The sequence below is a fragment of the Nocardia sp. NPDC050408 genome (assembly GCF_044458905.1).
In the GTDB taxonomy this organism is placed as follows: Bacteria; Actinomycetota; Actinomycetes; order Mycobacteriales; family Mycobacteriaceae; genus Nocardia.
On the sequence record NZ_JBITIL010000014.1, the window covers coordinates 155,666 to 167,630 of the forward strand.

Sequence of the window (11,965 nt, forward strand, 5' to 3'; positions counted from 1 at the left end):
CCGGATCCAGCGGCCGCGGCAGCACCTCCGCGACCGCGGCCGATATCGCACCCAGCTTCGGTGAAACGGCCGCACGCCACTGCGGCCCCGCCGCACCAGCACGTACGCCATCCTCGATAGCGCGATCCCTACCGGACTCTGCACTCATCGCGCGTCCAACGCGTAGCCGACACCGTGCACCGTACGGATCACGTCCGCGCCGAGCTTGCGGCGCAATGCCTTGATATGACTGTCGACCGCCCGGGTGCCCGCGGCGTCGGCCCAGTTCCAAACCTCTTCGAGCAATCGTTCCCTGGCCAGCACGACGCGGGGGCGTCGTGCCAGCCGAACCAGCAAGTCGAATTCCAGCGGAGTGAGTTGGGCTTCGATATCGGCGCGCCACACCCGGCGCTGGTCCACATCGATGCGCAGATCACCGACGATGATGGTGGCGCCGTCGCGTTCGACGGCACGGTCCATGCGGCGTAGCAGGGCATGGACTCGCGCGGCGAGGACACGAACCGAGAACGGCTTGGTCAAGTAGTCGTCCGCGCCGACGCCGAGGCCGATGAGCTGATCGGTTTCGTCGGTGCGTGCGGTGAGCATGAGGACCGGGATCGGGCGCGCGGCCTGAATGCGACGGCACACCTCGAGACCGTCGAAGCCGGGCAGCATCACATCCAGCACCACCAGATCGGGCACGACCGCCTCAGCCGCCGCAACCGCCCCTGGACCGTCATGGGCCAGATCGACGGTGAACCCCTCGGACCGCAGCCGCACCGCCACCGATTCCGCGATGGTCACCTCATCGTCGACCACTAGAATCCGTCGCGCCGCCTGCCCGTTGCCCGCCCCGTGCTGTTCCATGAACCGAAACCCTAGCCACCCGCTGTGGAGAGAACCCGCACCAATTGTGGAGATTCCGTGTGCACCGCGGACGGCGGCGGCTCGACGGCGGAGATGACGACATCAAACCGTGTCCCACCTGCAACGAAAGCGAAGGTCGAGAAGTGGCGACCACGGCGGACAGTTAGCGACATGGTTGCCATGGGCAGGATCGGGATACGCGTGCTCGTGGCCGCGATCATCGCGGTCATTGCCCCCTCAGGGCTCCCTGGTAGCGCGACGGCCGCACAAATGGCGACAATGGGCGGCGGCTCCGGGATTCTGCTCGACGGCCGAGCGGTATGCACCCTCACCACGGTCGGCTACGACAGCGCCGACCGGATGGTCGGGCTCACCGCAGGACACTGCGCCGAGATCGGTATGTCGGTCCAGGCCGAGACGCAGGGAGCGGGCGTCATCGGCACCGTCGCCGCGGTCAACCGCAACAACGACTTCGCCGTCATCGAATTCGACCGCACCAAGGTCACGCCGGTTCGCCAAATAGCGCAGACCTTCATCGGCGGCATCGGCGCACCGCCGCGACCGGGCGATGTCGTCTGCAAAAACGGCCGCACCTCCGGCTTCGACTGCGGTGTGGTGTGGGATGCGCGCGACTGGTGGTTCCAGAGCCAGCTCTGCTCCAGGCCGGGCGATTCGGGCGGGCCGGTCACGCTCGGCGACCGCCTCGTCGGGATGAATATCGGGCATATCGGGCTGATGGTGCTCGGCGTGACCGTCTTCGACATCGCCTGCGGCACGGCGGCGGTGCACGATCCGGCCGTGGCGATCGAGATCGGCGTAATCCTGGGTGAGATGGATCGGTCAGGTGGCGTCGGTGCCGGGTTCCGGCCCCTCTGAGATCCTCGCGAATTGCACTGGCTGACGAACCACATGCTCTCCCAGGTCCGCCGCTGAACCCGAGGCTTCCTCCTCGGGAATAAGTATCGCTCCCAAGCAGGCCGAACCACTACCGGTGTTCACCTGAAGGCGTCATCCGTTCAACTCGGCAAGCAGAAAGTCGCGGGCGACGCTGGACGCGCGTTCGAACTGCTCCTCGTAGACGGCGAAGTGGGAACCTGGAATCAGCGCCAGATGTTTGGGTTCCAATGCCTCGGCGTAGCTCTGCAGCGCGATATCGCTCGGCGTCAGGGTGTCTTGATCGGCGATCACCATCAGCAGTGGCGTCGGAGAGACGCGCCGCAGGAAGGCTTCCGGGGCGTAAGACTGGAATTTGTCGACACTGGAGAGGGTGACCTCGTTGCGCCACGTGGGGATCTGCGGGCCGTTGGCCATCAACCAGTTGTAGACCTCGATACCAGGCATGGCGACCAGTTCGGTGGGATCATCGGAGGCCGCCTTGATCGTCTGATGTGGTTTGCCCGACGCGCGGGCTTGCCGGTCGGCGGCGATAGCCGCATGGACCGCAGGCAGCATGATGGACGGGACCAGACTGCGGAAGTTGGCCCAGCCGTTGGTGAGCGGCACCTGCGACACCACCGCGCGCACGCGTCGATCGGTCGCCGCGACGACCAAAACGTGGCCGCCCGCGAAACTGGTTCCCCAGATGCCGATGCGTTCCGGATCGATGCCCTCCAGGGTCTGCGCGAACGTGATCGCGTCGCGGTAGCCCTCGATCTGGGCGACGGGGTCGACCTCGTACCGCGGTTCACCATCGGAGGTCCCGAATCCAGGGTGGTCGTACACCAGACACGCCAGGCCGGCTTTGCTGAATACTTCGGCGAAAGGGGCAACCCATTCCTTGACGCCCGCGAAGCCGTGTGTCATCACCACCAACGGGACGGGGCCCGACGCCTCTTCCGGTCTGAACAGCCAGCCCCGCAATGTCACTGCGCCACTGGTGAATTCGATATCGACCCGCATTCGATGCCCTCCATTACTTCCGTCCTGTAACGAAGGTACGGCGTGAATGACGCCGTGTCGAAGGCCGTGCGAGCCAGCAGATCAAGCCCCATGCCGTGCGGCGGGCTGGTTACCATGACGAAGATGCTGAGCAACGCACACATCGAAGCCCGCATACCCACCAAGGATCTGGCCCGAGCCCGCAGCTGGTACGCCGAGAAACTCGGCCTCGAACCCGTCGAGGAACGCGAGGGCGGCCTGCGCTACGAAGGTGCGTCGGGCGTCTTCTGCCTATTCGCCTCCGCCGGTGCGTCCGACGGCTCGTTCACCCAGATGGGTTTCTACGTTGATGACATCGAAGCAACCGTCGCGGGCCTGCGTGCCCGCGGCGTGGTGTTCGAAGAATACGACGGCACCGTGAACGGGATCATGGACATCGAGGGCAACTATCCGAGCAAGGGCCGAGCCGAGCGGGGCGCGTGGTTCCGCGACAGCGAAGGCAATTTGTTCGGCATCGGTCAGGTCATCCCTTAGCTGCGCACCATCCGCGATCGGTCGCGCGGTCGGGCCCGATCGGATCGATAGTTGATATCCCCGCGCGACGCTAACACCGACTCGTACGGTCACGCCGCGGGGAGGGAAGCGACCCCAGATGATCGGGAGCGACACCCGCGTGGGCGTGGTTCCGGCCGGAGAAGCAGCTCACAGCGTGCGAGGTGAGCGCAGGCGAACATCAGTCCCCCAACGGAATACGCCTGCGGCCGCCGCGAAGAGAGCGACGGCCGCGGGAACTCGGAATCTCAGATCTGAGCGAGCTTCTTCGCATCCTTGCGGACACCGAACGAGGTGACGATCTCCATGATGCCCAGGATGATCAGCCACCACCCGGCGACCAATGCCAACGTCGCCACCGACGCGACCGGCCACACGATCAGCACCACACCGCCGATCGCGGTGATGATTCCGAAGAGACCCTCCCAGACCCGCCCCGGCAGCGCGGGCTCGGAGATCGCCGCCATCAGCAGCGCGACACCGCGGAAGAGCCAGCCGATTCCGATCCACAGGCCGAGTAAAAGAATTGATTCCAACTCGTCGCGGAAGCAGAACACACCGATGATGATCGACAGCACACCACTGATGAACGCGAGCACCCGGATTCCGGTGCTGGTGTGCGTACCGAATGCGGCCACCAACTGCAGGAAGCCACTCACCACCAGGTAGATGCCGAAGATGATGCCCGCGGCGACCAACGTCACACCGGGCCAGACCAGGATCATCACACCGAGGATCACCGACAGGATGCCGGTGACCAGAACCGTTTGCCACGCACTGCGCGCAAGCGACTGCAGAGGACCCTCTAGCACGCTGTTTGTCGTCATGACGTGATGTTAGGCCTTGCAGTATCAGTTTTCTGGAGATTTGCTAGAAGGACGGCCTGGGCAGCCGCTAGGCGGGTGCCGCGATATTGACCATCCACGCGATACCGAAGCGGTCCAGGCACATGCCGAATTCGTCGCCCCACATCTGTTTCTCCAACGGCACGGTCACCGTGCCGCCGGCGCACAGCTGGTCCCAGTAGCCGCGCAGCTCGTCGGCGTCGTCACCGCTGAGACTGATCGAAATGCTGCTTCCTGGTTTGTATTCCATACCGGGCGGGGTATCCGATGCCATCAGCGTGAATCCGCTCGGCGTTTCCAGCATGCCGTGCATGATCAGCTGCGCGCCGGGCGCGTCCTTATCCCCCATATCCCCGAAAGTCTGCATAGTCAGCGTGCCGTCGAACACATCGCGATAGAACTCCAACGCGGTGCGGGCCGAGTCGGAAAAACTGATGTACGGGTTGAGTCGGGAGGTCATAGGAACGCTCCTTGGTGGTAGTGGCCGCCATCGCCGAGGCTAGTCCTCTGACTCGGACAGTGGGCTCGATAACGGGGTACTCGCTCACGTTTATCGCCGAGGGGGCTCGGGTAGTCATCCCTAAGTGGCTCTCGTCGTGTGCACCCATGAGGTGAAGCGGGTGGGTCGGGTTCGCGATCTCGGGTGGCTAGGAGAAGAGGGTGGCGGTTGTTCTCGTGCTGCAGGCACGTGGCCTCGGTGATCTGCTCACCGCGGTTCCCGCGTTGCGCGCGCTGCGACGGGCGAAACCGCGCGATCAGATCGTCCTTGCCGCTCCGCATCGCCTGAAGCCCATCGTCGACCTCATCGCCTCCGTCGACTCCATGATGCCCACAGCCGATCTCGGCGACCTGCGCTGGGATGCCCCCCAACCCGCACTGGCGGTGAATCTGCACGGACCGAGCGCCGAGAGCATCGTCGCGCTCACCAAGACCGATCCCGGCCGCATCCTCTCCTACCGCAATCCGGCCTTTCCGGAGCTGGAGGGCCCGGAATGGCAGGCGGATATGCATCACGCCGAGCGCTGGTGTCATCTGCTCGAATCCGACGGCATCGTCGCCGATCGCCGCAATCTCGGGCTCGTCCCGCCGGTCGCGACCACCAGTCGTCGCGACTGCGTAGTGGTGCACGTGGGCGCGGGCGCACCGGCTCGTCGCTGGCCGCCGGACCGGTTCGCCGCGGTCGTGCGGCATCTGCTCGTGCTCGGTCGCGAAGTGGTGCTCACCGGTGACCCGTCCGAGCGCGATACCGCGCTGAATATCGCCGCTCGCGCGGGCCTACCCGTAGGCCGGGTGCTCGCGGGTGAGCAGAACCTCATCGAACTCGCCGCCACGGTCGCCGAGGCCGCGCTCGTCATCTGCGGTGATACCGGCGTCGCGCATCTGGCCACCGCCTTCGGAACCCGCACCGTCTTGCTGTTCGGTCCGACACCGCCACGCTGGGGTGGGCCGCCACCGCATCTCCTCGGCAGGCATGCGGTGCTGTGGGCCGGTCAACTCGGCGATCCGATGGCCGATACGCCCGACCCCGGATTGCTGCGGATCGGCGTCACCGAGGTGATCAGCGCGGTCGACAAGCAGCTCGCCAAGCGGGCGTGGCCGGGCAGTGGAAACAATCGCGGGCGTACAACCTATCGCCGCGTGGGTTGACCACCGTTCAGGCATTGCCCCCGGCGCGGGCGTCGCTCAAGGCTGCGGCGTAGGCCGCCAGCGCGCTGGGCCAGAACCGCTCCAGGTAGTCACGGGCGTCGCCCAGTCCGCGAGGGTCCAGGAAATACAGCCGCCGATTGCCGTCCGGGCGCATCATCACCAGTCGGGCCTCGCGCAGTACACGCAGATGCTGGGAGGCCGCCGAGCTGGTTACGCCGACGAGTTTCGCGAGATCGCCGACCGACATCGGCGCGGTCGGCAAAGCCTCGAAAATGGCCCGACGAGTCGGGTCGGCGAGCGCCTCGATGGCCAGAACTCCATTAGTCGCCACTGAAACAGTGTGAGCGACTGCCCGCTGGCTGGTCAATTCCCCGCACTACGCGATTTCGCCAGGTAGATAACGCAGACACGCCGTGTCGTTACCTGGTCGTTATCGCCAACAGGTCTTTTCTCGGCTTGTGGCGGTTGCCACAGGATTACGAAACCCAAATGGCAGTCCCGTACGTTCTTGCCATGCCCGTGACCGTACCGTTATCTTATCGTCTCGGCGCGACTCGTTCCCGCCGCAACCGCGCCGCAACCCGGGTAGTAGCCGCGGCCGCAGCCGTCAGCGCCTCGCTCGGCGTCTTGGCCGCCGTGGAGCCCGACGCACTGGCCGGAAAGACCGACCAGTCGACCGACCGGACCGGTGACACCGTCGCCTTCACCGCGTTCACCCCACGCGAGGCCCAGATGCCGCAGACCGTTCCCGAGGCCGTGAGCTGGGAGCACAACCGCATCGCCGCCGAGGCGGCCCGGCCGCGCACCGTTCGTCCCATCGAGGGCATGCTGACCTCCAACTTCGGCATGCGCTGGGGAGCGCTGCACGCGGGTCTCGATTTCTCCGACCCCATCGGGACCCCGATCGCCGCGGTCACCGACGGCACCGTCATCGAGGCAGGTCCGGCGTCCGGCTTCGGCATGTGGGTACGGGTGCGGCAGGATGACGGCACCATCGGCGTCTACGGCCATGTGAACGACATTCTCGCCACCGTCGGTCAGCAGGTGCGCGCCGGCGATGTCATCGCCACCGTCGGCAACCGCGGCTTCTCCACCGGCCCGCACCTGCACTACGAAGTCCACTCGGGCGACGGCGCTCCGATCGATCCGATGCCCTGGCTCGGCGCACGCGGTATCGCCGTCGGATTCGCCTCGGAGTAAGGGCTCCGTATCCGATTCGGCCACCGGCGCATTCGCGATTCGATGAGGGAATAGCGAATGCGACCGGTGGTCGATTTCTAGCACCCGGGTATTACCCGCATATGGCGCCGCAGCGGGACGTGATCGTGCGTCGTCGATTCCTACCGTCGGATCATGCCGACGACCGATAGTCTTTCCGCCCCTGGCGAGTCCGCGCGCCACCGTCGCCCCGCCGTCGTCCCGGACCTGCCGGGCGGCGGTCGCCTGCATCGCCCCCTGCTGTGGATGGTGGCCGCGATGGCTGCGCTGGTCCTGTTCTCGGCCGGTGGCATGGCATTCGACGACCGGATGCTGCTCGACGAATCCGTATGGCTCAAACCGTTCAAATTCGGGCTCGCGTTCGTGCTCTATGGCATCACCCTGGCATGGCTGCTGTCATTGCCGCACAGGGGAAGTCGGGTCACCTGGTGGATGGGGACGGTGTTCGCGATCACCGGATTCGTGGACGTCGGGTTCATCGTGGTGCAGGCCGCGCGCGGCACCTACAGCCATTTCAACAGCGAGACCGATGCGGTGAATTCGATCGGTCAGCTGGTGTTCGCCTCCGGCGTGCCCGGCTTGTTCTTCGCGAATCTCGTTATCGTGCTGATCCTTTCATGGCAGCAGCTGGTGGACCGGCCCACCGCGCGGGCCATTCACGCCGGACTCGGCCTTGCGGTCGTGGGAATGGCACTCGGGTATCTGATGGGGTTCACGGGAAAACAGTTGGTCCGCGACACCGACGGCAACGTGGTCGAGTTGGTGGCCGGACATACCGTGCTGGACAACCCGTCGCTGGACGCGCGTGACGGTGTCGCCGGCATGCCGATCACGCACTGGAGCACCATCGGCGGTGATCTGCGGATCCCGCATTTCCTCGGGCTGCACGCCATTCAAGTCTTGCTGCTCGCGGTTGTCGCGCTGACCTGGTTGGCGCCGCGCTACCAGTGGCTGCGGGCCGAACGCACGCGCGCCGCGTTGATCGGTGTATTCGCGTCGGGCTATGCCGGACTGCTCGCCATCGTGTTCTGGCAGGCGATGCGAGCCCAGTCGCTGGTGCATCCGGACGGGCGGACGCTGTTCGCCGTCGGTGTATTGATCTGGATGGTTGCGCTACTGACCCTCGCCGTCTACTGGCGGGCGCGCGCCCACGGCCACAATGCCCCGAGCGCCGTGCGACTGTTCGCCGCGGGCACGCGCGTTCACTAAGCTCCTGCTCCTATGGCCCTCAGCGCAACACTGCACAACTTCGCCGTCCACCTCGCCGATGTCGACCGTGGCGTCTATCAGGAGTTGGAGTTACGGGTCGCGCGCCACCCGTCCGAAACCGCCGAGTTCATGCTGACGCGACTGCTCGCCTACTGCCTCGAGTATGAGGAAGGCATCGCCTTCAGCGACGGCGGCGTTTCGTCCACCGATGAGCCCGCGGTGCTGGTGCGCGATCTCACCGGTCAGCTCACCGCCTGGATCGAGGTCGGCGCACCCGATGCCGATCGTGTACACCGCGGCAGCAAATCGGCAGAGCGCGTTGCCATCTACACCCATCGCGACCCGGCCAAGGTGCTCGCACAGCTCACCGGCAAGCGGATCCACCGCGCCGAAGCGATTCCGCTGTACAGCTTCGATCGCGACTTCATCGATTCCGCGGTAGCCGCCATCGAACGCCGCAATACGGTCACGCTTTCGGTTACCGAGCGACTGCTGTACTTGGATCTGAATGGCACTGGCCTGAGCACATCGGTCGAAGAGCGCAGAATCGGCTAGCGATCGACGCTCACCGCAGACGTTCGGCCTCGCGGGTGAGGGTCAGCAGGGTGGCGCTCAAGGCCTTCAGTTCTTCGGTGTCGGCGCCCTCACCGATGGCCGTGGCCACGTCCTCGGCGGCGCAGCGGGCGGCGAACCAGCGGTCGGCCAGATCGGCCGCCTCCTGGGCGCTCAGTACCACCGAATCCGCCGGAATTCCGGTTCCCTTCAAGCTGCTGCGGTGTTCGTAGGCGCGTTGGCGACAGGACTGACGGCAGTACCGGCGACGGCGTCCGGCCTCCGATTCGACGATCTCCCGCCCACACCACAGGCAGCAGGACAGCAAGCGGCGCGACATGACGCAGAACCCTAATGGTTATGCCGACCGAATGGGACTCGCGACCCCGGTTCAATCGGCGCGGCGCGGGCGTGGCGGAGTGTGGCCGGGACACCGACTACAATGGAACGGTTCGCCAGAACGCCGATGGGGAACTATTGGCGCAGGCACGATCGTTACATCTAAGGTCCAGCGAGCGTCACGCGTTCATCCGGCAGTGACCGATGAAGGACGCGGTCGCAGCGCAACAAGACTCGAGCACACAGGGAGAGGCACACCATGGCAGATCGCGTACTCCGGGGCAGTCGGCTCGGAGCGGTGAGCTACGAAACCGATCGCGACCACGACCTGGCCCCGCGACGGATTGCTCGGTACCGGACCGATAACGGCGAGGAGTTCGACGTTCCCTTCGCCGACGACGCAGAGATCCCCCCGACCTGGCTTTGCCGCAACGGCCAGGAAGGCACCCTCATGGAGGGCACCACCCAGGAGACCAAGAAGGTCAAGCCGCCGCGCACGCACTGGGACATGCTGCTGGAACGTCGCAGCAAGGAAGAGCTGGAGGAGCTGCTGAAGGAGCGGCTGGATCTGCTGAAGACACGGCGTCGGGTCTAGGTTCCTCGCCCGGAGCCGGTGCAGACTGACAAAAGGCCGCTTGCATCAACCGGTGCAAGCGGCCTTTCTTGTACCCGAGTCCAAGGCGTGCACTCCCTGTGGCAGCTGCACACCGGGGTATAGCGGGTGAGCAGCTGCTACAAGGGGGTGAGAACTTGCCCCGGGCGACCCGGTGCTGCCCGAGGATGAATCGCGGTCTACTTGCTGGCGACCTTGCGATAGCGCAGCAGAGCCAGCGGTACGACCACGATAAGAATGGCGAGGGAACACGCCACCGCGTATTCGATGCAGTGGTCGGCGGGCCAACCGGTTGGGGTGCCGAAGGTGGGGGGTGCACTGTTGTCGAAGAGCTTTCGTCCGGCGGCGGAAACCGCGGTAATGGGGTTCCATTCGGCAACGGTGCGCAACGGGCCCGGCAGCGATTCCGCGGAGACGAAGGCCGAGGAGATGAACGTCAGCGGGAACAGCCAGATCAGGCCCGCGCTCTGGGCGACTTCGACGGTGGGTGAGAACAGACCGGTGATAGCGCCGACCCATGACATGGCGAACGCGAACAGCAGAATTATCGCGAAAGCCAGTACGGCATCGGCGATCCCGCCGTTGATGCGCCAGCCGACGATATACCCGCAACCGACCATGACGGCCAGGCTCAGAATATTCACCACCAGATCCGAGAGTGTGCGGCCCATCAGCACCGCCAGCCGCGACATCGGCAGCGTGCGCATGCGGTCGATGATGCCCTTCTCCAGATCGCCCGCTAGGCCGACGGTGGTGAAGGCGGCGTTGAAAGCGACTGTCTGGGTGAAGATTCCGGCGAGCAGGAATTCGCGATATTGGCCGCCGCCGAGTGAGGCGCCGAAGATGTAGGCGAACAGGAAGACGAACATCAATGGCTGGATCGTCGCGGTCACCAACAGGGTCGGAACCCGCAGGATGGTCAGCAGATTCCGGTAGGCGACGATGGCGCTGTCCCGGATGATCCGGACGTGTGGCTGCCGAATCTCCTGCGGGGATTCGGTTTTCGCGGTCGGTTCCGCTTCGGCGCGCACGATTGCGGTGCTCATCAAGACAAGATCTCCTCTTGTACATCGTCGATTTCCGGCTCGAGTTCATGCGCGGCGGTGCCGGTGAGGGACAGGAATACGTCGTCGAGACTGGGCCGGTGCACGTCGGCGTCGACCACGCACACCCCGGCGTCGTCGAGCCTGCGCAGCGCTTCGACCATGGTGCGAGAGCCGTCGGCGACCACAATGGAAACTTCGTCCGCGTCCAAATCGTGAGTTGGCTCACCGATACCGACCTGCGCGAGGATCGTCAGCGCGGGCAGCACGTCCTGGCCCGCGGCCAACGTGATGGTGAGTCTGTCGCCGCCGATGGAGGTCTTCAGTTCATCGGCCGACCCCTTCGCGATGACCCGCCCGCGATCGATGACCGTGATGCGGTCGGCGAGCTGGTCGGCCTCTTCCAGATACTGGGTGGTGAGCAACACCGTGGTGCCGTCGACGACGAGATCGCCGATGACGCGCCACATATCGAGACGGCCACGCGGATCCAGCCCGGTGGTCGGCTCGTCCAGCACCACCACCGCGGGCCGCGCCACCAATGCCCCGGCGAGGTCGAGCCGCCGCGCCATACCGCCGGAATAGGTGCCCGCGCGACGGTGCGCCGCATGGTCCAGACCGAAGGCGCTCAGCAACTCCGCCGCGCGAGATGTGGCCTGCCGCTGCGACATTCCGTACAGCCGCGCCACCATGCGCAGATTCTCGTATCCGGTCAGATTGGCATCGACCGCCGCGTACTGACCGGACAGTCCGATGCGGCGACGTGCCGCCGCCGGATCGCGCAAGACGTCGATGCCCGCGACCCGCACCGCTCCGGCACACGGCCGCAGCAGGGTGGTCACGATGCGCACCGTCGTCGTTTTGCCCGCGCCGTTGGGTCCGAGCAGCGCCATTACCGTGCCGGCCGGAATCTGTAGGTCGACCTCGTCCAGCACCCGCACCCGGCCGTAAGTCTTGACCAGGCCGCGCACTTCTACCGCGAGACTCACGACACAACCTGCCGAGCCCTCGCCCCCGGGGCCCGCACTCTGGCCGCACCTGCTACGGCTTGCTCACGACCTATCGTTTCACGGCATTCGCTCACGACCGCACCTCGCTGACGCTGTTGCGTCGTGCGCGAAGGCGCACTGTGTCGATGGTTCACTCGCTGACGCTCGCTCACGATTCGCTCCTATTCCGGCCCTCGGCACCGACGTCCCGGTCCGCGCGGTCGTCTGCGCTGT

The 11,965-nt window shown here is 65.6% G+C and carries 15 protein-coding genes; 7 read left to right on the forward strand and 8 right to left on the reverse strand.

Annotated features, from left to right (window positions below; translation table 11 throughout):
• Nucleotides 1-144: 144 nt before the first annotated feature.
• The gene (locus ACIBJI_RS31115) at nucleotides 145-846 is read right to left on the reverse strand and encodes a response regulator transcription factor (RefSeq protein WP_364348030.1); all 702 of its coding nucleotides are present in this window, start codon (nucleotides 844-846) and stop codon (nucleotides 145-147) included.
• A gap of 171 nt (nucleotides 847-1,017) precedes the next feature.
• Between ACIBJI_RS31115 and ACIBJI_RS31120 the strand changes: the two genes are divergently transcribed.
• A complete protein-coding gene (locus ACIBJI_RS31120) occupies nucleotides 1,018-1,722 on the forward strand; it encodes a S1 family peptidase (RefSeq protein ID WP_364348027.1) in 705 nt (234 codons plus the stop codon).
• 132 nt (nucleotides 1,723-1,854) lie between these two features.
• On the opposite strand, the gene ACIBJI_RS31125 is transcribed toward ACIBJI_RS31120, so the two are convergent.
• The gene (locus ACIBJI_RS31125; RefSeq protein WP_364348024.1) at nucleotides 1,855-2,745 is read right to left on the reverse strand and encodes an alpha/beta fold hydrolase; all 891 of its coding nucleotides are present in this window, start codon (nucleotides 2,743-2,745) and stop codon (nucleotides 1,855-1,857) included.
• A gap of 123 nt (nucleotides 2,746-2,868) precedes the next feature.
• Here ACIBJI_RS31125 and ACIBJI_RS31130 point away from each other — a divergent pair, with 123 nt between their 5' ends.
• Nucleotides 2,869-3,258, forward strand: coding sequence for a VOC family protein (locus tag ACIBJI_RS31130; RefSeq protein WP_364348021.1), 390 nt, complete (start codon nucleotides 2,869-2,871; stop codon nucleotides 3,256-3,258).
• 266 nt (nucleotides 3,259-3,524) lie between these two features.
• Here the strand turns inward: ACIBJI_RS31130 and ACIBJI_RS31135 are convergent, their stop codons facing one another.
• The gene (locus ACIBJI_RS31135; protein WP_364348018.1) at nucleotides 3,525-4,103 is read right to left on the reverse strand and encodes an HdeD family acid-resistance protein; all 579 of its coding nucleotides are present in this window, start codon (nucleotides 4,101-4,103) and stop codon (nucleotides 3,525-3,527) included.
• Between the two features lie 67 nt (nucleotides 4,104-4,170).
• Nucleotides 4,171-4,581, reverse strand: a complete 411-nt coding sequence (locus tag ACIBJI_RS31140; protein WP_364348015.1) for a VOC family protein — start codon at nucleotides 4,579-4,581, stop codon at nucleotides 4,171-4,173.
• A gap of 200 nt (nucleotides 4,582-4,781) precedes the next feature.
• Here ACIBJI_RS31140 and ACIBJI_RS31145 point away from each other — a divergent pair, with 200 nt between their 5' ends.
• Nucleotides 4,782-5,768: a glycosyltransferase family 9 protein gene (locus ACIBJI_RS31145; RefSeq protein ID WP_364348012.1), complete on the forward strand. Its 987-nt coding sequence runs from the start codon at nucleotides 4,782-4,784 to the stop codon at nucleotides 5,766-5,768.
• A 7-nt stretch (nucleotides 5,769-5,775) separates the two neighbouring features.
• On the opposite strand, the gene ACIBJI_RS31150 is transcribed toward ACIBJI_RS31145, so the two are convergent.
• On the reverse strand, nucleotides 5,776-6,099 hold the full coding sequence (locus ACIBJI_RS31150) for a metalloregulator ArsR/SmtB family transcription factor (RefSeq protein ID WP_364348009.1): 324 nt from the start codon (nucleotides 6,097-6,099) through the stop codon (nucleotides 5,776-5,778).
• A gap of 182 nt (nucleotides 6,100-6,281) precedes the next feature.
• On the opposite strand from ACIBJI_RS31150, the gene ACIBJI_RS31155 reads away from it, so the two are divergent.
• From ACIBJI_RS31155 to ACIBJI_RS31165, 3 genes are all read left to right on the forward strand, one after another.
• Entirely contained in the window at nucleotides 6,282-6,968 is a 687-nt protein-coding gene (locus ACIBJI_RS31155; RefSeq protein ID WP_364348006.1) for a M23 family metallopeptidase, read from the forward strand.
• 153 nt (nucleotides 6,969-7,121) lie between these two features.
• Nucleotides 7,122-8,195, forward strand: a complete 1,074-nt coding sequence (locus ACIBJI_RS31160) for a hypothetical protein (protein WP_364348003.1) — start codon at nucleotides 7,122-7,124, stop codon at nucleotides 8,193-8,195.
• A 12-nt stretch (nucleotides 8,196-8,207) separates the two neighbouring features.
• A complete protein-coding gene (locus ACIBJI_RS31165; RefSeq protein ID WP_364348000.1) occupies nucleotides 8,208-8,750 on the forward strand; it encodes a YaeQ family protein in 543 nt (180 codons plus the stop codon).
• Nucleotides 8,751-8,760: 10 nt separating this feature from the next.
• Here ACIBJI_RS31165 and ACIBJI_RS31170 read toward each other — a convergent pair whose 3' ends face one another.
• On the reverse strand, nucleotides 8,761-9,087 hold the full coding sequence (locus ACIBJI_RS31170; RefSeq protein ID WP_364347997.1) for a hypothetical protein: 327 nt from the start codon (nucleotides 9,085-9,087) through the stop codon (nucleotides 8,761-8,763).
• A gap of 258 nt (nucleotides 9,088-9,345) precedes the next feature.
• Here ACIBJI_RS31170 and ACIBJI_RS31175 point away from each other — a divergent pair, with 258 nt between their 5' ends.
• Entirely contained in the window at nucleotides 9,346-9,681 is a 336-nt protein-coding gene (locus ACIBJI_RS31175; RefSeq protein WP_040691372.1) for an RNA polymerase-binding protein RbpA, read from the forward strand.
• 197 nt (nucleotides 9,682-9,878) lie between these two features.
• Here ACIBJI_RS31175 and ACIBJI_RS31180 read toward each other — a convergent pair whose 3' ends face one another.
• On the reverse strand, nucleotides 9,879-10,661 hold the full coding sequence (locus ACIBJI_RS31180; RefSeq protein ID WP_397086981.1) for an ABC transporter permease: 783 nt from the start codon (nucleotides 10,659-10,661) through the stop codon (nucleotides 9,879-9,881).
• 83 nt (nucleotides 10,662-10,744) lie between these two features.
• On the reverse strand, nucleotides 10,745-11,731 hold the full coding sequence (locus ACIBJI_RS31185; protein ID WP_364347993.1) for an ATP-binding cassette domain-containing protein: 987 nt from the start codon (nucleotides 11,729-11,731) through the stop codon (nucleotides 10,745-10,747).
• Between the last annotated feature and the right edge of the window lie 234 nt (nucleotides 11,732-11,965).

What these genes read in the sequence shown, in the direction of transcription:
- ACIBJI_RS31115 (WP_364348030.1), bottom strand. Translation starts at nt 846, where the DNA reads ATGGAACAGCACGGGGCGGGCAACGGGCAGGCGGCGCGACGGATTCTA.
- ACIBJI_RS31120 (WP_364348027.1), top strand. Translation starts at nt 1,018, where the DNA reads ATGGTTGCCATGGGCAGGATCGGGATACGCGTGCTCGTGGCCGCGATC.
- ACIBJI_RS31125 (WP_364348024.1), bottom strand. Translation starts at nt 2,745, where the DNA reads ATGCGGGTCGATATCGAATTCACCAGTGGCGCAGTGACATTGCGGGGC.
- ACIBJI_RS31130 (WP_364348021.1), top strand. Translation starts at nt 2,869, where the DNA reads ATGCTGAGCAACGCACACATCGAAGCCCGCATACCCACCAAGGATCTG.
- ACIBJI_RS31135 (WP_364348018.1), bottom strand. Translation starts at nt 4,103, where the DNA reads ATGACGACAAACAGCGTGCTAGAGGGTCCTCTGCAGTCGCTTGCGCGC.
- ACIBJI_RS31140 (WP_364348015.1), bottom strand. Translation starts at nt 4,581, where the DNA reads ATGACCTCCCGACTCAACCCGTACATCAGTTTTTCCGACTCGGCCCGC.
- ACIBJI_RS31155 (WP_364348006.1), top strand. Translation starts at nt 6,282, where the DNA reads ATGCCCGTGACCGTACCGTTATCTTATCGTCTCGGCGCGACTCGTTCC.
- ACIBJI_RS31160 (WP_364348003.1), top strand. Translation starts at nt 7,122, where the DNA reads ATGCCGACGACCGATAGTCTTTCCGCCCCTGGCGAGTCCGCGCGCCAC.
- ACIBJI_RS31165 (WP_364348000.1), top strand. Translation starts at nt 8,208, where the DNA reads ATGGCCCTCAGCGCAACACTGCACAACTTCGCCGTCCACCTCGCCGAT.
- ACIBJI_RS31170 (WP_364347997.1), bottom strand. Translation starts at nt 9,087, where the DNA reads ATGTCGCGCCGCTTGCTGTCCTGCTGCCTGTGGTGTGGGCGGGAGATC.
- ACIBJI_RS31175 (WP_040691372.1), top strand. Translation starts at nt 9,346, where the DNA reads ATGGCAGATCGCGTACTCCGGGGCAGTCGGCTCGGAGCGGTGAGCTAC.